20 protein-coding genes are annotated in these 20,815 nt (G+C 70.8%); 11 read left to right on the top strand and 9 right to left on the bottom strand.

The window, feature by feature from the left end; genetic code table 11:
* The first annotated feature begins 1 nt into the window (after position 1).
* Both AC07FA_RS33220 and AC07FA_RS33225 read left to right on the top strand, forming a co-directional pair.
* A complete protein-coding gene (locus tag AC07FA_RS33220; protein WP_479080066.1) occupies positions 2-1,474 on the top strand; it encodes an AlkA N-terminal domain-containing protein in 1,473 nt (490 codons plus the stop codon).
* Between the two features lie 11 nt (positions 1,475-1,485).
* Complete coding sequence (locus AC07FA_RS33225) at positions 1,486-2,007, top strand: methylated-DNA--[protein]-cysteine S-methyltransferase (protein ID WP_479080067.1); 522 nt, start codon at positions 1,486-1,488, stop codon at positions 2,005-2,007.
* 77 nt (positions 2,008-2,084) lie between these two features.
* On the opposite strand, the gene AC07FA_RS33230 is transcribed toward AC07FA_RS33225, so the two are convergent.
* Positions 2,085-2,669 (bottom strand): TMEM165/GDT1 family protein, encoded by a 585-nt coding sequence (locus AC07FA_RS33230; protein WP_479080068.1) that lies wholly within the window; start codon positions 2,667-2,669, stop codon positions 2,085-2,087.
* Positions 2,670-3,004: 335 nt separating this feature from the next.
* Between AC07FA_RS33230 and AC07FA_RS33235 the strand changes: the two genes are divergently transcribed.
* From AC07FA_RS33235 to AC07FA_RS33245, 3 genes are all read left to right on the top strand, one after another.
* The gene (locus tag AC07FA_RS33235) at positions 3,005-3,418 is read left to right on the top strand and encodes a (2Fe-2S) ferredoxin domain-containing protein (protein WP_479080069.1); all 414 of its coding nucleotides are present in this window, start codon (positions 3,005-3,007) and stop codon (positions 3,416-3,418) included.
* A gap of 242 nt (positions 3,419-3,660) precedes the next feature.
* Positions 3,661-4,884, top strand: coding sequence for an outer membrane protein assembly factor BamB family protein (locus AC07FA_RS33240; protein ID WP_479080070.1), 1,224 nt, complete (start codon positions 3,661-3,663; stop codon positions 4,882-4,884).
* A 150-nt stretch (positions 4,885-5,034) separates the two neighbouring features.
* Positions 5,035-6,150, top strand: coding sequence for a glycerate kinase (locus AC07FA_RS33245; RefSeq protein ID WP_479080084.1), 1,116 nt, complete (start codon positions 5,035-5,037; stop codon positions 6,148-6,150).
* 131 nt (positions 6,151-6,281) lie between these two features.
* Here AC07FA_RS33245 and AC07FA_RS33250 read toward each other — a convergent pair whose 3' ends face one another.
* The gene (locus tag AC07FA_RS33250; RefSeq protein ID WP_479080071.1) at positions 6,282-7,001 is read right to left on the bottom strand and encodes a PucR family transcriptional regulator; all 720 of its coding nucleotides are present in this window, start codon (positions 6,999-7,001) and stop codon (positions 6,282-6,284) included.
* 248 nt (positions 7,002-7,249) lie between these two features.
* Between AC07FA_RS33250 and AC07FA_RS33255 the strand changes: the two genes are divergently transcribed.
* Genes AC07FA_RS33255 through AC07FA_RS33275 form a run of 5 tightly spaced genes read left to right on the top strand, consistent with a single transcriptional unit; the run spans position 7,250 to position 12,104 of the window.
* The gene (locus AC07FA_RS33255) at positions 7,250-8,047 is read left to right on the top strand and encodes an ABC transporter ATP-binding protein (protein WP_479080072.1); all 798 of its coding nucleotides are present in this window, start codon (positions 7,250-7,252) and stop codon (positions 8,045-8,047) included.
* Positions 8,035-8,847, top strand: a complete 813-nt coding sequence (locus tag AC07FA_RS33260) for an ABC transporter ATP-binding protein (RefSeq protein ID WP_479080073.1) — start codon at positions 8,035-8,037, stop codon at positions 8,845-8,847. The genes AC07FA_RS33255 and AC07FA_RS33260 overlap by 13 nt, the downstream gene beginning before the upstream one ends.
* Positions 8,844-9,734: a branched-chain amino acid ABC transporter permease gene (locus AC07FA_RS33265; RefSeq protein ID WP_479080074.1), complete on the top strand. Its 891-nt coding sequence runs from the start codon at positions 8,844-8,846 to the stop codon at positions 9,732-9,734. The genes AC07FA_RS33260 and AC07FA_RS33265 overlap by 4 nt, the downstream gene beginning before the upstream one ends.
* A complete protein-coding gene (locus AC07FA_RS33270) occupies positions 9,727-10,854 on the top strand; it encodes a branched-chain amino acid ABC transporter permease (protein WP_479080075.1) in 1,128 nt (375 codons plus the stop codon). The genes AC07FA_RS33265 and AC07FA_RS33270 overlap by 8 nt, the downstream gene beginning before the upstream one ends.
* Entirely contained in the window at positions 10,851-12,104 is a 1,254-nt protein-coding gene (locus AC07FA_RS33275) for an ABC transporter substrate-binding protein (protein ID WP_479080076.1), read from the top strand. Before AC07FA_RS33270 ends, AC07FA_RS33275 begins: the two co-directional genes overlap by 4 nt.
* Positions 12,105-12,155: 51 nt before the next feature.
* Here AC07FA_RS33275 and AC07FA_RS33280 read toward each other — a convergent pair whose 3' ends face one another.
* Complete coding sequence (locus AC07FA_RS33280) at positions 12,156-13,748, bottom strand: MFS transporter (protein ID WP_479080077.1); 1,593 nt, start codon at positions 13,746-13,748, stop codon at positions 12,156-12,158.
* 10 nt (positions 13,749-13,758) lie between these two features.
* On the opposite strand from AC07FA_RS33280, the gene AC07FA_RS33285 reads away from it, so the two are divergent.
* On the top strand, positions 13,759-14,226 hold the full coding sequence (locus AC07FA_RS33285) for a MarR family winged helix-turn-helix transcriptional regulator (protein WP_479080085.1): 468 nt from the start codon (positions 13,759-13,761) through the stop codon (positions 14,224-14,226).
* A gap of 83 nt (positions 14,227-14,309) precedes the next feature.
* On the opposite strand, the gene pssA is transcribed toward AC07FA_RS33285, so the two are convergent.
* The 6 genes from pssA to AC07FA_RS33315 form a co-directional block, all read right to left on the bottom strand.
* The gene (gene pssA / locus AC07FA_RS33290) at positions 14,310-15,173 is read right to left on the bottom strand and encodes a CDP-diacylglycerol--serine O-phosphatidyltransferase (RefSeq protein WP_479080078.1); all 864 of its coding nucleotides are present in this window, start codon (positions 15,171-15,173) and stop codon (positions 14,310-14,312) included.
* On the bottom strand, positions 15,160-15,807 hold the full coding sequence (locus AC07FA_RS33295; RefSeq protein ID WP_479080079.1) for a phosphatidylserine decarboxylase: 648 nt from the start codon (positions 15,805-15,807) through the stop codon (positions 15,160-15,162). The genes pssA and AC07FA_RS33295 overlap by 14 nt, the downstream gene beginning before the upstream one ends.
* Before the next feature lie 179 nt (positions 15,808-15,986).
* Positions 15,987-17,192 carry an acyl-CoA dehydrogenase family protein gene (locus AC07FA_RS33300; RefSeq protein ID WP_479080080.1) on the bottom strand — a complete coding sequence of 402 codons (1,206 nt, stop codon included), beginning with the start codon at positions 17,190-17,192 and terminating at the stop codon, positions 15,987-15,989.
* 27 nt (positions 17,193-17,219) lie between these two features.
* Positions 17,220-17,723 (bottom strand): MaoC family dehydratase, encoded by a 504-nt coding sequence (locus AC07FA_RS33305; RefSeq protein WP_328906772.1) that lies wholly within the window; start codon positions 17,721-17,723, stop codon positions 17,220-17,222.
* Between the two features lie 2 nt (positions 17,724-17,725).
* On the bottom strand, positions 17,726-18,700 hold the full coding sequence (locus AC07FA_RS33310; RefSeq protein WP_479080081.1) for an HpcH/HpaI aldolase/citrate lyase family protein: 975 nt from the start codon (positions 18,698-18,700) through the stop codon (positions 17,726-17,728).
* Positions 18,697-20,709 (bottom strand): protein meaA, encoded by a 2,013-nt coding sequence (locus AC07FA_RS33315; protein ID WP_479080082.1) that lies wholly within the window; start codon positions 20,707-20,709, stop codon positions 18,697-18,699. Before AC07FA_RS33315 ends, AC07FA_RS33310 begins: the two co-directional genes overlap by 4 nt.
* Positions 20,710-20,815: the final 106 nt, after the last annotated feature.

Consider the following 20,815-nt stretch of genomic DNA (forward strand, 5'->3'; position numbering starts at 1 on the left):
CATGCACACCGACACCGAGCGCTGCGTACGGGCCGTCCAGTCCAAGGACGCCCGCTTCGACGGATGGTTCTTCACCGCGGTCCTGACCACCCGGATCTACTGCCGTCCCAGCTGCCCCGTCGTGCCGCCGAAGGTCGAGAACATGACCTTCCTGCCCAGCGCGGCCGCCTGTCAGCAGGCCGGGTTCCGGGCCTGCAAGCGGTGCCGTCCCGACACCAGCCCCGGTTCCCCGGAATGGAACGCGCGGGGCGACTCGGTCGCCCGCGCCATGCGCCTCATCGCGGACGGGGTCGTCGACCGGGAGGGCGTGCCGGGGCTCGCCGCACGGCTCGGCTACTCCGCCCGCCAGATCGAGCGCCAACTGCTCGCCGAGCTGGGGGCGGGCCCGCTCGCGCTGGCCCGCTCGCAACGGGCCCAGACGGCCCGGCTGCTCATCGAGACCACCGGACTCCCCATGGCCGAGGTGGCGTTCGCCGCCGGCTTCTCCTCGATCCGTACCTTCAACGACACGGTCCGCGAGGTCTTCGCGCTCGCGCCCGGCGAACTACGGGCCCGCGCCTCCCGGGGTGCCGGACCGGCCACGACGCCCGGCGTCATCTCTCTGCGCCTCCCGTACCGCGCCCCGCTCAACCCCAGCAACCTCTTCGGCCACCTCGCCGCCACCGCGGTGCCCGGCGTCGAGGAGTGGCGCGACGGCGCCTACCGCCGCACGCTCACCCTCCCGCACGGGCACGGCATCGTCTCCCTCGCCCCGCGCCCCGGCCACATCGCCTGCCGGCTGCTGCTCACCGACCCGCGCGACCTCACCCAGGCGATCAGCCGCTGCCGGTGGCTGCTGGACCTGGACGCCGACCCGGTCGCCGTCGACGAACAGTTGCGCGCCGATCCACTGCTGGCCCCGCTCGTCGACCGGGCCCCCGGACGCCGGGTGCCACGCACCGTCGACGGCGCGGAGTTCGCCGTACGGGCGGTGCTGGGCCAGCAGGTGTCGACGGCCGCGGCCCGCACCCACGCGGCCCGGCTCGTCACCGCGCACGGCACACCCGTCGAGGACCCCGAGGGCGGACTGACCCACCTCTTTCCCACGCCGCAGGCGCTGGCCGCACTCGACCCGGAGGCGCTCGCCCTGCCGCGCACCCGGCGCAAAACCCTCACCACCCTCGTAGCGGCCCTCGCCGACGACTCCCTGCGGCTCGGCACGGACACCGACTGGGAGCGGGCCCGCGTGGAGCTGGGCGCACTGCCCGGCTTCGGGCCGTGGACGGTCGAGGTGATCGCCATGCGGGCGCTCGGCGACCCGGACGCCTTCCTCCCCACCGACCTGGGCATCCGACGGGCGGCCCAGCAGCTCGGCCTCCCGGCGACCCCCGCCGCGCTCACCGCACGCGCGACCCAATGGCGCCCCTGGCGGGCGTACGCCGTGCAATACCTGTGGACCGTCGACGACCACCCGATCAACCACCTGCCCGCGTAAGGATGTTCACCATGACAGCGACACACGCCTCGACCGGACGGCGCCACACGGTCGTCGACAGCCCCTACGGCCCGCTCACCCTGGTCGCCACGGACGGGGTCCTGGCCGGCCTCTACATGACCGGCCAGCGCCACCGCCCGCCCGAGGAGACCTTCGGCGCGCCCGACCCCCGTCCCTTCGGGGCGGTGATCCAGCAGCTGGACGCCTACTTCGCGGGCGAGCTGCGCGCGTTCGACCTGCCGATGCACCTGGCCGGCACCCCGTTCCAGCGCAGCGTCTGGGCGGAGCTGACCCGCATCCCGTACGGCGAGACCCGGTCCTACGGAGAGCTGGCCGACCTCCTCGGCAACCCCACCGCATCCCGGGCCGTGGGCCTGGCCAACGGGAAGAACCCCATCGGCATCATCATCCCGTGCCACCGGGTCATCGGAGCGTCGGGCAGCCTCACCGGCTACGGCGGCGGCCTCGACCGCAAGCAGCGGCTGCTGGCCTTCGAGGGCGGTACGCAGGCCGACGTCCCGGCGCTCTTCTGAAGCGCCGGGGCGTACGAAGCCTCTGAAGTGCTGGGGAGTACGAAGCCTCTGGAGTGGCGGGCGTACGAAGCCGCCGGTCAGCCGGTGAAGATCTCCACGGCCGACCAGACCGCGAGCCCCAGCATGCAGATCCCACCGATGCGCTGCACCGTCTTCAGCGGCACCCGCTTGGCGATGAAGCGCCCCGCCAGCAGCGCCAGCGCCGATACGGACATCAGCGCGGCGGCCGAGCCGATCGCGGTGGACCAGGCGCCGTTGCTCGCGGCGAGGTTGGCGGTGGTGATCTGGGTGAGGTCGCCCCACTCACTGATGAAGACGGCCATGAAGGCCGTCGAGTAGACCGGCCAGAAACCGGTGACGGTCCTGACCTCGGTGTCCTCGTCCCCGTCGTCGCCCCCGCCGCGCAGCAGCATGAACGCGCCGAACGCGAAGAGCAGGGCCGAGACCAGCTTGACCGTCCAGTCGGGCAGCAGACCGATCAGCCCGCCCGCGCCGACGGCGATGGCGACGTGCACGACGAACGCGGAGGACGTGCCGAACCAGACATAGAGCGGGCGCATACGGGTGCCCATGGCCAGCGAAGCGAACATCGTCTTGTCGGGGAGTTCCGCGAGGAAGATCAGCCCGAAGGCGGTGAGGATCGCCAGAGGGTCGAGATGCATGCCGGGTGGCTTTCTGTAGGAGCCGGGCCCCGGATCTTCGCGAAGCGCCACGGGGGCTTCCGGAGGACCACTCGGCCCGGCATGACGTCAGCGCCCGCAGGGCGCGGGCGCGTCATACCTGACCGAAGGTCTCGCCCACCCGTAAGGATCTACGAGCCCGGCCACCGGGAACCCGAAGGCTCCAGTGTGTCGACGACCGGTTTGCGGGGCTACTCCCCTTCGCAGCCGTCAACGATACCCGATCCGACGGGAAGCAGGGATCAGCTGTTCGATACGGGACGGGCTCGGTACAGTCCCACAGTGATCATCCGCGCCTCGACCGGAAGCGTCCCCGCATGAGCCGCCGCACCCGTAAAGCCGCCCCCGAACCGGGCACGCCGCGCCCCACCGTCAGCGTCTGCCGGGGCTGCTGCTGCGGCACCGAGAAGATTCCCGGCGTCGACCACGCCGCTCAGCTGCGCCGGCTGAAGGAGACGGCCGGTCCAGCCGCCACGGTGCGGGCCGTGGAGTGCCTGGACGCGTGCGAGCACGGCAACGTCATCGTCGTACAGCCCTCCGCCGACGGCCGCAGAGCGGGCGGCCGGCCCGTCTGGCTCGGCCTGGTCAACGATCCGGACGCGGTGGCCGACATCGCCGCCTGGGTCGCCGAGGGCGGCCCCGGCCTCGCGGACGTCCCCGACATCCTCGGCCTGTACGTGTTCCAGCCCTCCCGCCGCGTACAGGCGGAACTGGAACGCCCCGGCCGCTGAACCTCGGCCCGCCGGCGCGAACGGCGAAGGCGTCGCCCCCGTCCAGGTGCGCAGCTCGGCGCGTGCCGTCCGGGGTTCGTGTACGAGAAGCGTCCCGGTTGGTTCACGGTGTCGTCCCGGTCGAACCCCGGCGCCGTCCACGCCACCGAGCTGCGGCTAACTTGTTGGCCGCAGGAGCGCACGCCTTTGCGATGGCAACCTGCTCCATTTATTTTCATGCGATTGCGCGGGGGTACGACGACATGTCCGAGGGACACAGCACAACGAGCGGCGGATCTTCCCGGCGGCGGGTACTGCGGCTGGCCGGGGGCGGCCTCACGCTGGCGGTCCTGGGGGCCGCAATGACCGGCTGCCGCGGGGGCGTGACCGACGGCGCGGACGCCGCCAGCGGCAAGCCGGCCGAGGGCGCCGTTCCCAAGGACGGACAGGCGCCCGAGCCGGTGTGGACGAAGTCGACCTCGGCGGAGACCTACGGGGACAACGACGAGCTCGTGACCGTGGACGGAGTGGTCATCGCGAGCGGTGATCCGCTCGTCGTCCTCGACGGGGCGACGGGCGCGAAGCGGTGGTCGCCGCCGGACGGCGCGGTGCCCGGTGCGCCGCTGCTGCTCGGCAACGGCACCCTGTACCTGGCCAGCGGCGCGTACGACGGCACGGTCGGCGGATACGACCCGGCTTCCGGCAAGGAGACCTGGCGCAGCCACCTCGGCAAGGAGTACCGGCAGCCGAGGCCGATCGCGGTGGACGAGAAGCAGGTGTACGTCGTCGCCGAGATCCTGGAGGCCGACGGCTCGTCCCGCACCAACGTGATCGCCGCGCTGAACAGCGCCACGGGCACGTTGGCCTGGAAGGAACAGCGGGACGTCGGCACCGAGGAGAACGGCATCCACGCCGCCGTACAGGGCCGCTACCTCGTCTACACCGACTTCAAGAACAACCTCACGGTTCGCGACACCGCCACCGGCAAGCAGGTGTGGACCCACAAGACTGCCAAGGTGAACTACGGCGTCTTCGCCGTCCACCAGGATCTGGTGATCGTCCCGCAGGGGCAGAAGCTCCAGGCCTTCGACCTGTCCGACGGCTCCGAGAAGTGGTCCGCGCAGGCCGAGGAGTTCACCACCTTCCGCGAGCCGGCCGTCCTGGAGGACGTGCTCTACGTCGCGGACAGCGGCAGGACCCTCTGGGCCGTCGAGCCGCGGACCGGCAAGAAGATCTGGCAGACCAAGGACCTCGCGGAGAAGAACGCCATGGCGCCCCGGCAGTTCGTCAAGGCCGGCGGCACCCTCTACGGAGCCACCGACCTCGACGAACAGGGCGGGGTTCACGCCTTCGACGCGAAGACCGGCGCCCTGCGGTGGACGTTCAACGACAAGTCCGGCGACTACCACGCATGGCTGGTGGCCACGGACGGCAAGCACGTCTTCGCCCTGCACGGCGAGAAGCTGCACGCCCTGCCCGCCGCGTAGCACGTCCGTCGTCGTGGCGCGGGGCGGCGCCAGGTGCCCCGCGCCCGGTTCTGGACACCCATGGGCAGATCACAGGTGGTCCGGATAGGGTCGGGGCGGCGCGACTGCCTGTTCGAAAGCAAGGGATGCAAGGTGACGGACGGAGCAGTGATCGAGACCGCCCGCGTGCTCGTCGCGGCGGACAAGTTCAAAGGCTCGCTCACGGCCGTACAGGTCGCGGAGCGGGTGACGGCCGGGCTGCGGCGCGCCGTTCCCGGTGTGCGGGTCGAGACCCTGCCCGTCGCGGACGGCGGCGACGGCACGGTGGCGGCGGCGGTGGCCGCCGGATTCGAGCGCCGCGAGGCGCGGGTGACCGGGCCCCTCGGGGAGACGGTCACCGCGGCGTACGCGCTGCGCGAGTCCACCGCGGTGGTGGAGATGGCGGAGGCCTCGGGCCTCCAGCACCTGCCCGAGGGGGTGTTCGCGCCGCTCACGGCGACCACGTACGGCTCCGGCGAACTGCTGCGGGCCGCGCTCGACGCGGGCGCCCGGACCATCGTGTTCGGGGTCGGCGGCAGCGCCACCACGGACGGCGGCGCGGGCATGCTCGCCGCGCTCGGAGCGCGCTTCCTGGACGCGGACGGCAAGCCCGTCGGTCCCGGCGGCGGCGCCCTCGCGGAGCTGGCCGAGGCGGACCTCTCCGGGCTCGACCCCCGGCTCGCGGACGTCGACCTGATCCTGGCCAGCGACGTGGACAACCCGCTGACCGGGCCCAAGGGCGCGCCCGAGGTGTACGGGCGGCAGAAGGGCGCGACCGAGGACGACATCGTGGTCCTCGACGCCGCCCTCACCCACTACGCGTCGGTCCTCGGCCCCGACCACGCGGGGCTTCCCGGTGCGGGGGCGGCCGGCGGCATCGGCTACGGCGCGCTGGTGGCGCTCGGGGCCCGGTTCCGCCCCGGCATCGAGGTCATGCTCGACGTCCTCGGCTTCGCACCCGCGCTGGCCCGGGCGACGCTGGTCATCACCGGTGAGGGCTCGCTCGACGAGCAGACCCTGCACGGCAAGGCCCCGGCGGGCGTCGCCGCGGCCGCCCGCGCGGCGGGCGTGGAGGTGGTCGCCGTGTGCGGCCGCCTGGCCCTCCCCCCGGAGGTCCTGGGCCGGGCGGGCATCCGCCGCGCGTACGCCCTGACGGAACTGGAACCGGACCCGGCGGTGTGCATGGCGCAGGCGGGCCCCCTGCTGGAACGGGTGGCGGAGTCGATCGGCCGGGACTTCCTGGCCTGACGCCTCCCTGAAGGCCCCGGTGCCCGGTCCTCAAGCCCGTCCGGCGCTTGGGGACCGGGTCCGGGGCCGAGCCCCGGGGCAGGGGCCCCGCCCCGCTCCTCAAGCGCCGGAGGGGCGGGACGTGCGCACCCTCACCGCACCGCCGTCAGGCGGAACGCGTCCAGCGCCAACGTCATCTCGATCAGCTCCCGCGGCCGCGACAACGACCGCGACGTCAGCGCCTCCAGCCGCCGCAAGCGGTTGAACACCGTGTTCCGGTGGCAGAACAGCCGCCCCGCGGCCCGCCCCGCCGACCCCCCGCACTCCAGCCACGCGTCCAGCGTCTCCACCAGCAGCGCCCGCTCCGCCGGTGCCAGCGTCAGCAGCGGCCCGAAGACGTCCGTGACCAGCCTCGCCGAGAGCTCGGGCTGACTCACCAGCAGCGCCGTCGTCAGCCGCTCCTCCAGACGTACGATCCTCGTCGAGCCCGCGGCGCACGTCAGCAGCGCCGCCTCGGCCAGCCGCCGGGCCAGGTCCAGCTCGGCCAGACCCTCCACCACCGGGCTGATCCCGCCCGGGCCGGCACACCCGGCCACCAGGACCGCGCTCAGTTCGGCCGGCCCCCGGTCACCGAGACCGACGACGGCGATCTCCCGGCCCGCCCGCGCCCGCCACCAGAACCGCATGCCGTCCACGTCCTCCACCCCGCGTACCGGCCCGGGCCGCTCCACGCGCAGCACCGCCACCGCGTACCGCCCCCGCTCCGGCAGCCCCAGCCCCGCGGCCGCCCGCTCCACGAGGTCCGGCGAGGGCCGGCCCTCCAGCAGCGCGTCGAGCAGTGCCCGGACCCGCTCGTCACCGCGCCGCTGCATCGTCTGCTCCCCGTTCCGCGGACGCGTCGGGCTCTGCGGCCGCTCATGGCTGGTGAGGATGCCACCGGCGCGGGAGGGGCACCAGCGCATCGCGCCCCTCTGTGCGCGTGCACAACCGCACCCTTCGCTCGCTGGTCACCCGCATCGTCTCGGCCGTACGCCGTGGACGCACGGCCCGCCCGGTGCTGGTCTGTGGCACCACACGCACCACAACGCACCACAACGACAAGGCGGAAGGAGGAGGACGCATGGCAACGCTAGAGATCCGCGCACTGTCCGTGGGCTACGGCCCGGTACGGGCCCTGCGCGACGTCTCCGTCGACGTGCCGGCCGGCGCGATCACCGCCGTACTCGGTGGCAACGGCGCCGGCAAGACCACGCTGCTGCGGGCCGTATCGCGGACCCTCGGCTTCCACCGCGGGACGGGCACGGGCACCATCTGCTTCGACGGCCAGGCCCTGGACGGGCTGCGGCCCGCCCAGGTGGTGGCCGCGGGAGTGGTCCAGGTGCCGGAGGGGCGGCAGGTGTTCGCCCGGATGACGGTGGCCGACAATCTGCGGGCGGGCGCCCTCGGGGCCCGCGGCGGGCGCAGGTCCGTGACCGCCGCACTGACCCGCGTGCACGAACTGTTCCCGGTGCTCGCCCAGCGCGCGCACCAGCGGGCCGGGCTGCTGTCCGGCGGCGAGCAGCAGATGCTGGCCATGGGACGGGCGCTGATGGCCGGCCCCCGGCTGCTGCTGCTCGACGAACCGTCGCTCGGGCTCGCCCCGCTGATGGCGCAGAAGATCGCCGAGACCGTGCAGGAGATCAACGCGTCCGGCACCTCCGTGATGCTCGTCGAGCAGAACGCGTCCATCGCCCTGCGGCTCGCCACCACGGCGTACGTCCTGGACGTCGGCGAGGTCGCACTCGAAGGACCGGCCGACGAACTCGCCGCGTCCGACGAGGTACGCCGCCGCTACCTGGGCGTCGTCGACGAGACGGCCGCCGAGGACGCGGAACGGGCCGGCCGGGCCCCCCGCACGCTGAGCAGGTGGTCCGCGTGAAGACCGCACCGGCCACCACCACGGCCACGACGGCGCCGGCCGCACTGGCCGTCCGTGACGTGACCGTCCGGTTCGCCGGACTCACCGCCCTCGACGCCATCTCGTTCACCGTCGAACCGGGCAGTGTCCACGCCGTCATCGGCCCCAACGGGGCAGGCAAGTCGACCTGCTTCAACGTGCTCTCCGGCGTCTACCGGGCGACCTCGGGGACGGTGCACCTCGGTGACACCGAACTGACCGGCCTCGCCCCGCACCGGATCGCCGCGCTCGGAGTCGCCCGTACCTTCCAGAACCTCGCGCTGCCCCCGCACGCCACGGTCGCCGAGAGCATGCTGCTGGGCCGGCACCGCCTCACCCGCTCGGGGTTCCTGGCCACCGGCCTGTGGCTGCCCTCCGCGGCCCGCGAGGCCCGGCGCCACCTCGAACGGGTCCGGGAGATCGCCGAGTTCATCGGCCTGGAGAAGGAGCTGGACCACCCGGCGGGCGCTCTCCCGTACGGGAAGCAGAAGCTCGTCGAGCTCGGCCGCGCCCTGTGCATGGAACCGCGGGTCCTGCTCCTGGACGAACCCGTCGCCGGAATGACCGCCGACGAACGGCGCCGGGTGGCGGCCGTGGTCGCCGGTGTACGCGACAGCCTCGGCATCTCCATCGTGCTGGTCGAGCACGACATGGGGGTGGTGATGCGGCTCGCGGACGCGGTGACCGTACTCGACTTCGGACGCAGGATCGCGGGCGGCACACCCGCCGAGGTCCAGAACGACCCGGCCGTCGTCCGGGCCTACTTGGGGGCACAGGAATGACCACCTTCATCGAACTCCTCCTCGGCGGCCTCTCCATCGGCTCGGTCTACGCGCTGATCGCGCTCGGCTTCGTCGTCATCTTCAAGGCCACCGAGGTCGTCAACTTCGCCCACGCCTCCCTGCTGCTGGCGGGCGGATACGTCACCGCCGTGCTCCACGACGACATCGGCTTCTGGCCGGCGCTCGGCGTCGGCATCGCGGGCGCCGCGGCCGTCGGAGCCGGGGTCGAGTTCTTCGTGATGCGCCGCTACCGGGGCAGCGACCACAGCGTCCTGGCCATCGTCACCATCGGCGTGGACATCCTCCTCGTCACCGAACTCACCCGCCGCATGGGCACCGATGTCATGGCGCTCGGCGATCCGTGGGGCGATGACGTCGTCACCATCGGGGGCGTCACCCTCGCCCACACCCGCATCGCCGCGTTCCTCGCGGCGGGACTCCTCATCACGGCGTTCCTGCTCGCGTTCCGGTTCACCTCCTGGGGTGTCTCCATGCGGGCCGCCGCCGAGAACCCGCAGACCGCGGCGCTGATGGGCATCAAGCTCGGCAGGGTCTCGCTCGCCGCCTGGGCGGTCGCCGGAGCCCTCGCCGCCGTCGCCGCGCTGTTCCTCACGGTGTTCCCGACCCCGGGACTCGAACGGGCCACCTCGCTCGCCGCCCTCAAGGCGTTCCCCGCCGCGATCCTCGGCGGCCTCGACTCGACGACGGGCGCGCTCGCCGGAGGACTCATCGTCGGCGTCACCGAATCACTGGCCACCGGCTACCAGAGCGACCTGTCCTTCCTCGGACGCGGTATCGGGGACCTCGCGCCCTACCTGGTGATGGTGATCGTCCTGCTCGTCCGGCCCGCGGGACTCTTCGGCACGAAGGAGCTCGCCCGTGTCTGACACCGTCGAAACCGTCACGGCGGCCCCCGGGGCCCGGCCGGACACGGCGTCCGCGCCGGCCGGTGCCCTGCGACGGCTGCGCCGCCCCCGTACGTACCTCTGGCTCGTCGGGTCGGTCCTGCTCCTGGTGTTCCCCTTCTACCTGGACCGCTTCTGGCTCCAGGCGGGACTGTTCGCGATGGCCGCCGCGATCGGGGCCATCGGCATCAACCTCCTCACCGGCGCCACCGGCCAGCTCTCCATGGGCCATGCCTTCTTCCTCGCCGTGGGCGCGTACAGCTACTGCGTCCTGGCGGGGGAGAGCAGCACCGAGAACGGGCATGCGCTCACCGGTCTCGGACTGCCCACCTGGCTCGCGGCGATCCTCGCCGTGCTCCTGGCGGGCGTGGCGGGCGGGGTCTTCAGCCCCATCGCCGGCCGGCTGCGCGGTGCCTACCTCGGTATCGCCACGCTCGCCCTGATCTTCATCGGCCAGCACGTGCTGTTCAACGCGGGCTCGCTCACCGGCGGCTTCAACGGCCGCCCCGTGCCCCCGCTCTCGGTGTTCGGGTTCACCTTCGACGACACCGAAGTGGTCGTCGCCGCCGTCCCGTTCCAGTCCTCCGAGAAGCTCTGGTACGTGGCGCTGCTCGCCCTCCTTCTCAGCGGGCTCTTCGCCCGCGGGGTGCTGCGCGGCAGGCCGGGCCGGGCGCTCAACGCCATCCGTGACCACCGGATCGCCGCAGGCGTGATGGGCGTCCCGGTGGCCCGCTACCGGGCCGGGGTCTTCGTCCTGTCCTCGATGTACGCGGGCCTGGCCGGCGTCCTGCTCGCCCTGGTCTTCCAGCGGACCGTGCCGGAGTACTTCGGCATGATCCTGTCCCTCGAGTACCTCGCCATGATCGTCATCGGCGGGCTCGGCAGCGTCGCGGGAGCCGTCGTCGGCGCCGCCTTCGTCTCGCTGCTGCCCCAGGTGCTCACCCACTACAGCGACTCCCTCCCCCTGGTATCCGCCCCGGGCACGGGCGGTCTCGCACCGGGTGAGGCGTCGCGCTATCTGTACGGCGCCGCGGTCGTCGCGGTGGTCCTGTTCCTGCCCGGCGGCCTGACGCGTCTGAAGAAACCAGGGGAGAAGAAATGAAACTGCGAGTGATCCCGGCCGTATGCGCGGCCCTCACCCTCACGCTCGTGGGATGCAGCGGAAAGGCCACCGACAACGGCGGCGACAAGCAGGACAAGAGCGGAGTGAAGACCGGCGAGGGAGTCACCTCCTCGAAGATCACCCTCGGCTCCCTGACCGATATGACCGGCGTGTACGCCTCGCTGGGCAAGAGCGTCACCCAGGCCCAGCAGCTGTGGGTGAAGCAGACCAACGCCGCGGGCGGCATCTGCGACCGGAAGATCGAACTGACGGTCCGCGACCACGGTTACGACCCGCAGAAGGCCATCGCCGCCTACACCGAGCTGGAACCGGAGGTGCTGGGCTTCACCCAGTTCATCGGCTCCCCGTTCGTCGCGGCCGTCGAGCAGCGCATCGACACGCAGGACAAGGGCCTCGTCCTGCCGCAGGCATGGTCGGCGAACCTGCTCGGCTCCAAGTACGTCCGGGTCCTCGGGGCCACGTACGACATCGAGACGATCAACCTGCTCGACTACCTGCTCACGGAGAAGCGCATCGCCAAGGGCGACAAGGTCGGTCACGTGTACTTCGAGGGCGACTACGGCGAGAACGCCCTCGCCGGCTCGAAGTACGCGGCGGAGCAGGCGGGCCTCACCGTCGTCGAGCAGAAGATCAAGCCGACGGACAACGACATGACCGCGCAGGTCTCCGCGCTCAAGCAGGCGGGCGTCAAGGCCGTCGTCATCAGCGCCGGCCCCCGCCAGGCCGCCTCTCTGGTCGGTGTCGCGGCGGCCACCGGATTCAACGTCCCGGTCGTCGGCAACAACTCGGCGTACGCCCCGCAGCTCCTCAAGACCCAGGCGGGCCCGGCCCTGCTCAAGGACTACTACATCGCCTCCTCCACGCTGCCGATCGGCGACCCCGGCGCCGGCCCGGCGAAGCTGGCCAAGGAGTACGCGGCCCAGTACCCGAAGGACGGCCTCGACAACGGCGTCGTCGCCGGATACACGGCGGCGTCCGTCTACGGCGAGGCATTGAAGAAGGCCTGCGAGGCCAAGGACCTCACCCGCGAGGGCGTCGACAAGGCGCTGCTCACCCTCACCTCGTACGACAACGGATTCGGGATCACGCACGACTTCTCGGACCCGGCGGCGCCCTCCACCCGCGAGAGCACCATCATGAAGCCGGACGCCACGGCCCCCGGCGGCCTGAAGGTGGTCCGTCCGGCATCGGTCGCCCCGGCCGCCGAGTCCTTCACGATGAAGCCCTGACCCGGTGAAGCGCTGAACGGGCCCGGCCTGACGGCCGGGCCCGTTCCCGTATCAGGACCGCGCGGGTTCCCCCGCCCTCTCCGCGTACGGGCCCGGACCGGGTTCCGCCTCGCCGCCGGCCTTCGCCGCGGCCGGGCTCCTCGGAACGAGGGCCGTGGCAACGAGGCCCAGCACCACGAAGCCCGCCGCGATGTAGCTGCCCAGCGCGAGGCCCTCCGTCATCGCGGAGCGCGCCGCGTCGGCGACGGAGGCCGTCCGCGGATGCGCGGCCAGGGGGCCGATCGCCGCTCCCGCACTGTCCGTGACCGCCTGCGTGAGCCTGTCGGCCCCGGCCGCGGGCAGCCCGCCCGAGGCCAGACGGTCGTGCAGCCTGGAGCTCAGGGCGGAGAAGAACACCGTGGTCATCACCGCGATACCGAGGGCCGAGCCGAGCTGTCGGAAGGCGCTCTGGATACCGGAGCCCTGCCCGGCGCTCCGGCCGGGGACCTCGGCGAGTACGACATTGGTGACCTGGGCGGTGGCGAACCCGACGCCGATTCCGTACAGGAAGAGGACCAGGGCCACCGTCCACCAGGGGCTGTCCGTGGCCGCGACGAGCCCGAGTCCGGCCAGTCCTGCGACCTCCAGGGCCAGACCGATCCGGACCTGGCCGAGAGCCGTGATCCTGGTGGCCATGCCGAAACTCGCACCGCTCGCGACGAAGCTGCCCACGGCCACCGGGACCAGGGCGAGCCCCGCCTGCAGGGCGCTGTAGCCGAGTGTGAACTGCAGCCACAGCGGGAGCACCGCGATGATGCCGAACTCACCGAGGCCGATGATGAGCGTGGCGATGTTGCCGTTGCGGAAGGAGGCGATGGAGAACAGCCGGACGTCCATCAGGGCCCGTGACGGATCGCCGCTCCGGGTGAGGGCCCACTGGCGCCGGACGAACGCGGCCAGGGCCACCGCGGCGATCACCAGTGCGACCAGGACCGGGGAGGGCCCGCTGTCCCAGCGGAAGCCGAGGACGTTCAGCGGCTCGACCGTGACGAGCCACCCGTACGTACGCCCCTCGACGAGGCCGAAGGCCAGGAGTCCCAGACCGAGGACGGACAGGGCGGCACCGGTCCCGTCGACGCGTCCCCTGGTGCGGGGCGAGGGTGCCAGGTACATCATGGCGCCGACCGCGATCAGGACGGACAGCGGCACGTTGATGCCGAAGGCCCAGCGCCAGGTGGCGTGCTCGGCCAGCCAGCCGCCGAGCAGCGGCCCCAGCGCGGAGGCGGCACCGATCGTCGAACCCCATACCGCGAACGCCTGGCCGCGCGCCTTGCCGGTGAAGCTCGCGTTCAGCAGGGACAGCGAGGTCGGCAGGATCATCGCCGCGCCCGCTCCCTGAAGGAACCGCGCCAGGACGAGCAGCTCGCCCGTGGGAGCGAGCCCGGCCAGCACGCTGGTCGCGCCGAACACCACGACGCCCGTGACGAAGATCTTCCGGGCACCGAGGATGTCCGCGAAGCGGCCGACGAGCAGGAGCAGCGCCGCGAAGACGATGGCGTACGACTCCTGGATCCACTGGGCCTGGGCCGAGTCGACGTCCAGGTCCTCGATGACCGAGGGGACGATCACGTTGACGATCGTGGTGTCGACCACGATCAGTGCCACGCCCAGGGCGATGGCGATCAGGCCGAGCCAGCGGCGGGTGGTGGACGGGCTCAGGGCCTACGGGGAGCGATACACCGAGGTGAGCCGCCGCTTCGCCGTCTGGCTCGGTCTGCACTCCACCGACGCGGAAGCCCTGCTGGAGATCGTGACCGCCGAGGAGCGCGGTGTCCCGCTGTCGCCGGCCCGCCTCAGTGAGCGCATCCTGCTCTCCTCCGGGGCCACCACGGCGCTCCTGAACCGCCTCGAAGGGGCCGGGCACATCGTCCGCACTCGCGAGCACACGGACCGGCGGATCGTCACGCTGCACAGCCTCCCGCACGTCCAGGAACGCTCCGAGGAGTTCTTCGCCCCCCTCGCGGAACGACTGGGCGGGGTGATGGCGCAGTACACGCCCGCACAGCTCCAGGAGTTCGAGACGTTTCTGGCGGGGATGGCGGGCGCCATGAGCGAGCACCTGACGGAGCTGGAACAGACCTGACCGACACGCGGTCACACGCACGAGGGCCCGGATACTGGGGAGTATCCGGGCCCTCGTGTACGTCGTACGTGGTGCGTCGCGCGCTACGGCAGCTGAGCCGCTCGCGCCTCGCGCCGGTTGTCGCGGAAGGTGTTCACCCGTCGCGCCGTCGCGAAGAGCGGGATCACCGCTCCCAGCACGACCTGCAGTGCGCAGCCCGTCTGGAGGAGCAGCTGACCGCCAGGGGCGTCGAACGCCCACGCGGCGAGGAGGCCCATCGCGGCCACGATCCAGCCGAGCATCGCCACCGCGAGAACGCCCCGCGGCTTGGGGTACTCGACCCGGCTGACCATCAGCCACGCCACGCCCACGATCGCGAGCAGGGTGGGCGGGAAGGGCAGCTCCAGGAGCACGATCGAGACGACCGTGAGCGCGCCGAAGGGGCTCGGCATGCCCTGGAACATGCCGTCCTTCAGCGTCACGCAGGAGAATCTCGCAAGCCGCAGGACCACCGCCAGCAGCACCACGATCGCCGCGAGCGCCGACACCCGCTGGTGTGCGTCGTCCGCGACCATGCCGTACACCAGCACGAAGTACGCCGGGGCGAGTCCGAAGCTGATCAGGTCGGAGAGGTTGTCCAGCTCCGCGCCCATCGGCGAGGAGCGCAGCTTGCGGGCCACGAGCCCGTCGAAGAGGTCGAAGACCGCCGCCATGAGCATGAGGATCACCGCGGTGGCGGCGGAGTGCCGGGCCATGCCCGTCTCGTCGCTGCCCGTGAGGTGCGGGATGAGGATCCCCGTGGTGGTGAAGTACACCGCCATGAATCCGCACGTGGCGTTACCGAGGGTGAGGGTGTCCGCTATCGACAGCCGCATCGACAGCGGCATGTCCTCCGTGCCGTCGGAGTCCCCGTCGGCGTCGGCCTCGGGGACCCAGCCGGCCTGTGTATCAGGATCAATCACGGTCAATTCGAGTCACCCCCGCGGTGGTGGCCTGGCCGACCTCGACCGCGACATCGATACCTTCCGGAAGGTAGATGTCCACGCGCGAGCCGAAGCGGATCAGACCGATGCGTTCGCCCTGCTCGACCTTCGTACCCTGCGGGAGGTACGGGACGATGCGACGCGCGACCGCTCCCGCGATCTGCACCATCTCGATGTCGCCGAGCTCGGTGTCGAAGTGCCAGACAACGCGCTCGTTGTTCTCGCTCTCCTTGTTGAACGCCGGAACGAACCCACCGGGGATGTGTTCGACCGAGGTCACCGTGCCGGCCAGCGGTGCACGGTTGACGTGCACGTTCAGCGGGCTCATGAAGATCGCGACGCGGGTGCGTCCGTCCTTCCACGGCATGATGCTCTGCACCACGCCGTCGGCCGGCGAGATGACCCGGCCCTCGGTGATCTCGCGCTCGGGGTCGCGGAAGAACCAGAGCATGCCCGCCGCGAGCGCGGTGGTGGGCACGGCCACTGCGGCCCAGCGCCCGGACTTGCGTGCCCGGGAGAGGCTGAGGGCCGCAGTGGCGACGGTCGGCAGGAGCCACGGCGAAGCTCCGCGTGCGAGGCGGACCCCGCCGCGGGGTGCAGAGGTATGGCTGTCGGGCATGAATGACCTTCGTAGCGGATGATGCCGCGCAGGCAACGGGGGACGGCGGCTTTCGGGCGATGCTATCGGTTGCGGGCCACAACTGGGCAAGCCAGCAGCCGAGTCGAAGCGTCGGCGGGCACCGGCCGAGGATCACAGGATGTGATGTTCTTCGCGGTCAAATCACCCCGAAAGGGACATCACCCCTGGAACCGGTACTCCTCAAGGAGTCGGCGCCCAATGATCATTTTCTGGATCTCGGCGGTACCTTCACCGATCAGCAGCATCGGTGCCTCCCGGTAGAGGCGCTCGATCTCGTACTCCTTGGAGAAGCCGTAACCGCCGTGGATGCGGAAGGCGTCCTCGACGACTTCCTTGCAGTACTCGGAGGCGAGGTACTTCGCCATCCCTGCCTCCAGGTCGTTTCGTTCCCCGGAGTCCTTTTTGCGTGCCGCATTCACCATCATCGCATGAGCGGCTTCGACCTTGGTGGCCATTTCAGCCAGCTTGAACTGGATGGCCTGGTGCTGAGCGATCGGCTTTCCGAAGGTGTGGCGCTGCTGGGCGTACGAAACACCCAGCTCGAATGCACGCTGAGCTACACCGCAGCCACGTGCGGCCACATTGACCCGGCCGACCTCCACGCCGTCCATCATTTGGTAAAACCCTCGGCCGGTCGTGCCGCCGAGTACACGATTGGCCGGAATGCGTAGTCCGTCCATGATGAGTTCGGTCGTGTCGACGCCCTTGTACCCCATCTTGTCGATCTTCCCGGGGATGGTGAGACCGGGGCGGACCTCGCCGAAGCCCGGCTCCTTCTCCACCAGGAAGGTCGTCATCGACTTGTGCGGGGCCGTGCCCTCGGGGTGGCCTTCGTCACTGCGGCACAGGACCGCGACCAGGTTGGACGTGCCGCCGTTCGTCAGCCACATCTTCTGGCCGTTGAGCACGTACTCATCGCCGTCCCGCACACCCTTGGACGTGATCGCGGAGACGTCCGAGCCGAGCGCCGGCTCGGACATCGAGAACGCGCCCCGCACCTCGCCCAGCGCCATGCGCGGCAGGAACGTGTTCTTCTGCTCCTGCGTTCCGTGCTGCTTGAGCATGTACGCCACGATGAAATGCGTGTTGATGATTCCCGACACGCTCATCCAGCCGCGGGCGATCTCCTCCACGCAGAGGGCGTATGTGAGAAGCGACTCACCCAGACCCCCGTACTCCTCGGGGATCATCAGCCCGAACAGGCCGAGTTCCTTGAGTCCCTCGACGATCTCGGTCGGGTACTCGTCGCGGTGCTCCAGCTGGGTCGCGACCGGAATGATCTCCTTGTCGACGAAATCCCGGACCGTGGCGAGGATTTCCTGCTGGATGTCGGTCAGACCGGCGGTCTGGGCGAGTCGCGTCATGACTGCTTCTCCTGTGACTTCACGCGGTTAGTTGGAGGGGACGGGGCGGCCGGGCTGCTCTCCGCCGCGCTCCTTGATGTACGTCTCGGTGGGGACCATCACCTTGCGGCGGAACACGCAGACGACGGTGCCGTCCTGCTTGTAGCCCTTGGTCTCGACGTACACGATCCCGCGGTCGCTCTTGGACTTGGACGGCGTCTTGTCGAGGACCGTCGTCTCGCCGTAGATCGTGTCCCCGTGGAAGGTCGGCGCGATGTGCTTGAGCGACTCGACCTCCAGGTTCGCGATCGCCTTGCCGGACACGTCCGGCACCGACATGCCGAGCAGCAGCGAGTAGATGTAGTTGCCGACGACGACGTTCTTGCCGAAGTCGGTCGTCTTCTCGGCGTAGTTGCTGTCCATGTGGAGCGGGTGGTGATTCATGGTCAGCAGACAGAAGAGGTGGTCGTCGTACTCCGTGACCGTCTTTCCGGGCCAGTGCTTGTAGACAGCACCGACTTCGAACTCCTCATAGGTGCGTCCGAACTGCATGATCAGGCCTCCGGGGCTTCGAACTTGGAGGTGCGCTGCATACCGGCCGCGCGGCCCTTGCCCGCGATGACGAGCGCCATCTTGCGGCTGGCCTCGTCGATCATCTCGTCGCCGAGCATCGCCGAGCCCTTCTTGCCGCCCTCCTCGGAGGTGCACCAGTCGTAGGCGTCGAGGATCAGCTCGGCGTGATCGTAGTCCTCCTGCGCGGGCGAGAACACCTCGTTGGCCGCGTCGACCTGACCGGGGTGCAGCACCCACTTGCCGTCGAAGCCCAGCGCCGCCGCACGGCCCGCGACCTCGCGGTACGCGTCGACGTCACGGATCTGGAGGAAGGGACCGTCGATCGCCTGGAGGTCGTGCGTGCGGGCCGCCATCAGAATGCGCATCAGGATGTAGTGGTACGCGTCCGCGCCGTAGCCGGGCGGCTGCTGACCGACGACCAGGGTCTTCATGTTGATCGAGGCCATGAAGTCGGCCGGGCCGAAGATCAGGGTCTCCAGACGCGGCGAGGCGGCGGCGATGTCGTCGATGTTCACCAGGCCCTTGGCGTTCTCGATCTGCGCCTCGATGCCGATCTTCCCGACCTCGAAGCCCATCGTCTTCTCGATCTGGGTCAGCAGCAGGTCCAGCGCGACGACCTGCTGGGCGTCCTGGACCTTGGGCAGCATGATGCAGTCGAGGTTGGGGCCCGCGCCCTCGACGACGGCGATGACATCGCGGTACGTCCAGTGCGTGGTCCAGTCGTTGACCCGCACGACCCGGGTCTTGCCCGTCCAGTCGCCGTTGTTCAGCGCGTCGACGATGTGCTGGCGGGCGCCTTCCTTGGCGAGCGGCGCGACGGCGTCCTCCAGGTCGAGGAAGACCTGGTCGGCCGGGAGGCCCTGGGCCTTCTCCAGGAACCGGGGGTTCGAGCCGGGAACCGCCAGGCAGGAGCGGCGCGGACGCAGACGGTTGACCGGCGTCGTGGGCGTGGTCATGCGGGGACCTCCAGAGGGTCGAGCTTGTTCGCTTTCCGGATCTCGTCGACGATACGGCCGATGATCTCCGTGATGCCGAAGTCCTTCGGGGTGAAGACGGCGGCCACGCCGGCTCCGATCAGTGCGGCGGCGTCCGCCGGCGGGATGATGCCGCCCGCGATGACCGGGATGTCCGTCGCGCCGGCCTCGCGCAGCCGGTGCAGGACATCGGGCACCAGCTCGGCGTGCGAGCCGGACAGGATGGAGAGGCCGACACAGTGCACGTCCTCGGCGACGGCCGCCGAGACGATCTGTTCGGGCGTCAGCCTGATGCCCTGGTAGACCACCTCGAAACCGGCGTCACGGGCGCGTACGGCGATCTGCTCGGCGCCGTTGGAGTGCCCGTCCAGACCCGGCTTGCCGACCAGCAGGCGCAGCCGTCCGGCCCCCAGGTCCTCGGCGGTGCGGGCCACCTTGTCGCGGACGAGGGCCAGCGGGGTGCCGGCCTCCGCCGTCACCGCGACCGGGGCCGACGAGACACCGGTCGGAGCCCGGAACTCGCCGAAGACGTCGCGCAGCGCCCAGGACCACTCGCCGGTGGTGACGCCCGCGCGGGCGCACTCCACGGTGGCTTCCATCATGTTCTCGGTGCCCGCGGCGGCCTTCTTCAGCGCGGCGAGCGCCTCGGTGGCCCGTGCCTCGTCGCGGTTGTCGCGCCACTCGTGGAGCGCGGCGACGACCCCGGCCTCGTTCTCCGGATCGACCGTCATGATGGCGGCGTCCAGGTCGGCGGTGAGCGGGTTGGGTTCCGTCGTCTCGTAGATGTTGACGCCGACGATCTTCTCCTCGCCGCCCTCGATCCGGGCCCGCCGTGCGGCGTGCGAGGACACCAGCTCGGACTTGAGGTACCCGGACTCGACGGCGGCCATGGCGCCGCCCATCTGCTCGATCCGGTCGATCTCGGCGAGGGACTCGGTGACCAGGGAGTCGACCTTGGCCTCGACGACGTGCGACCCGGCGAAGATGTCCTCGTACTCCAGCAGGTCGCTCTCGTGCGCCAGGACCTGCTGGATACGGAGCGACCACTGCTGGTCCCAGGGGCGGGGGAGCCCCAGCGCCTCGTTCCAGGCGGGCAGCTGGACGGCGCGGGCGCGGGCGTCCTTGGACAGGGTGACGGCCAGCATCTCCAGCACGATGCGCTGGACGTTGTTCTCCGGCTGCGCCTCGGTCAGGCCCAGGGAGTTGACCTGCACGCCGTAACGGAAACGCCGCTGCTTGGGGTTCTCGATGCCGTACCGCTCACGGGTGACCTGGTCCCAGATGCGGCCGAAGGCGCGCATCTTGCACATCTCCTCGATGAAGCGGACGCCCGCGTTCACGAAGAAGGAGATCCGGGCGACCACGTCGCCGAACTTCTCCTCGGGCACCTGCCCGGAGTCACGGACCGCGTCGAGGACCGCGATGGCCGTCGACATGGCGTACGCGATCTCCTGGACCGGAGTGGCTCCCGCCTCCTGCAGGTGGTAGCTGCAGATGTTGATCGGGTTCCACTTCGGGATGTGGTTGACCGTGTACGTGATCATGTCGGTCGTCAGCCGCAGCGAGGGCACCGGCGGGAACACGTGTGTTCCGCGCGAGAGGTACTCCTTGACGATGTCGTTCTGCGTCGTGCCCTGGAGCTTGCCCGGGTCGGCGCCCTGCTCCTCGGCGACCACCTGATAGAGCGCCAGCAGCCACATGGCGGTGGCGTTGATCGTCATCGAGGTGTTCATCTGCTCCAGGGGGATGTCCTGGAACAGCCGCCGCATGTCACCGAGATGCGAGACGGGCACGCCGACCCGGCCCACCTCGCCGCGGGCGAGGATGTGATCGGGGTCGTAACCCGTCTGCGTCGGCAGGTCGAAGGCGACCGACAGGCCCGTCTGGCCCTTGGCGAGGTTGCGCCGGTAGAGCTCGTTGGACGCCTCGGCCGTCGAGTGGCCGGCGTACGTCCGCATGAGCCACGGGCGGTCCTTCCGACGGCCGCTCATCTCAGACATCCCGGAAGCGGTTGATCGCGTCGATGTGCTGCTCGCGGAGTTCGTGGTCGCGGACGCCCAGGCCTTCGCGGGGGGCGAGGGCGAGGACGCCGACCTT

This window comes from Streptomyces sp. NPDC045968 (assembly GCF_056430475.1).

What these genes read in the sequence shown, in the direction of transcription:
- AC07FA_RS33235 (WP_479080069.1), top strand. Translation starts at nt 3,005, where the DNA reads ATGAGCCGCCGCACCCGTAAAGCCGCCCCCGAACCGGGCACGCCGCGC.
- AC07FA_RS33275 (WP_479080076.1), top strand. Translation starts at nt 10,851, where the DNA reads ATGAAACTGCGAGTGATCCCGGCCGTATGCGCGGCCCTCACCCTCACG.
- AC07FA_RS33285 (WP_479080085.1), top strand. Translation starts at nt 13,759, where the DNA reads ATGGCGATCAGGCCGAGCCAGCGGCGGGTGGTGGACGGGCTCAGGGCC.
- AC07FA_RS33295 (WP_479080079.1), bottom strand. Translation starts at nt 15,807, where the DNA reads ATGCCCGACAGCCATACCTCTGCACCCCGCGGCGGGGTCCGCCTCGCA.
- AC07FA_RS33255 (WP_479080072.1), top strand. Translation starts at nt 7,250, where the DNA reads ATGGCAACGCTAGAGATCCGCGCACTGTCCGTGGGCTACGGCCCGGTA.
- AC07FA_RS33240 (WP_479080070.1), top strand. Translation starts at nt 3,661, where the DNA reads ATGTCCGAGGGACACAGCACAACGAGCGGCGGATCTTCCCGGCGGCGG.
- AC07FA_RS33225 (WP_479080067.1), top strand. Translation starts at nt 1,486, where the DNA reads ATGACAGCGACACACGCCTCGACCGGACGGCGCCACACGGTCGTCGAC.
- AC07FA_RS33310 (WP_479080081.1), bottom strand. Translation starts at nt 18,700, where the DNA reads ATGACCACGCCCACGACGCCGGTCAACCGTCTGCGTCCGCGCCGCTCC.
- AC07FA_RS33230 (WP_479080068.1), bottom strand. Translation starts at nt 2,669, where the DNA reads ATGCATCTCGACCCTCTGGCGATCCTCACCGCCTTCGGGCTGATCTTC.
- AC07FA_RS33265 (WP_479080074.1), top strand. Translation starts at nt 8,844, where the DNA reads ATGACCACCTTCATCGAACTCCTCCTCGGCGGCCTCTCCATCGGCTCG.
- AC07FA_RS33315 (WP_479080082.1), bottom strand. Translation starts at nt 20,709, where the DNA reads ATGAGCGGCCGTCGGAAGGACCGCCCGTGGCTCATGCGGACGTACGCC.
- AC07FA_RS33305 (WP_328906772.1), bottom strand. Translation starts at nt 17,723, where the DNA reads ATGCAGTTCGGACGCACCTATGAGGAGTTCGAAGTCGGTGCTGTCTAC.
- AC07FA_RS33220 (WP_479080066.1), top strand. Translation starts at nt 2, where the DNA reads ATGCACACCGACACCGAGCGCTGCGTACGGGCCGTCCAGTCCAAGGAC.
- AC07FA_RS33300 (WP_479080080.1), bottom strand. Translation starts at nt 17,192, where the DNA reads ATGACGCGACTCGCCCAGACCGCCGGTCTGACCGACATCCAGCAGGAA.
- AC07FA_RS33250 (WP_479080071.1), bottom strand. Translation starts at nt 7,001, where the DNA reads ATGCAGCGGCGCGGTGACGAGCGGGTCCGGGCACTGCTCGACGCGCTG.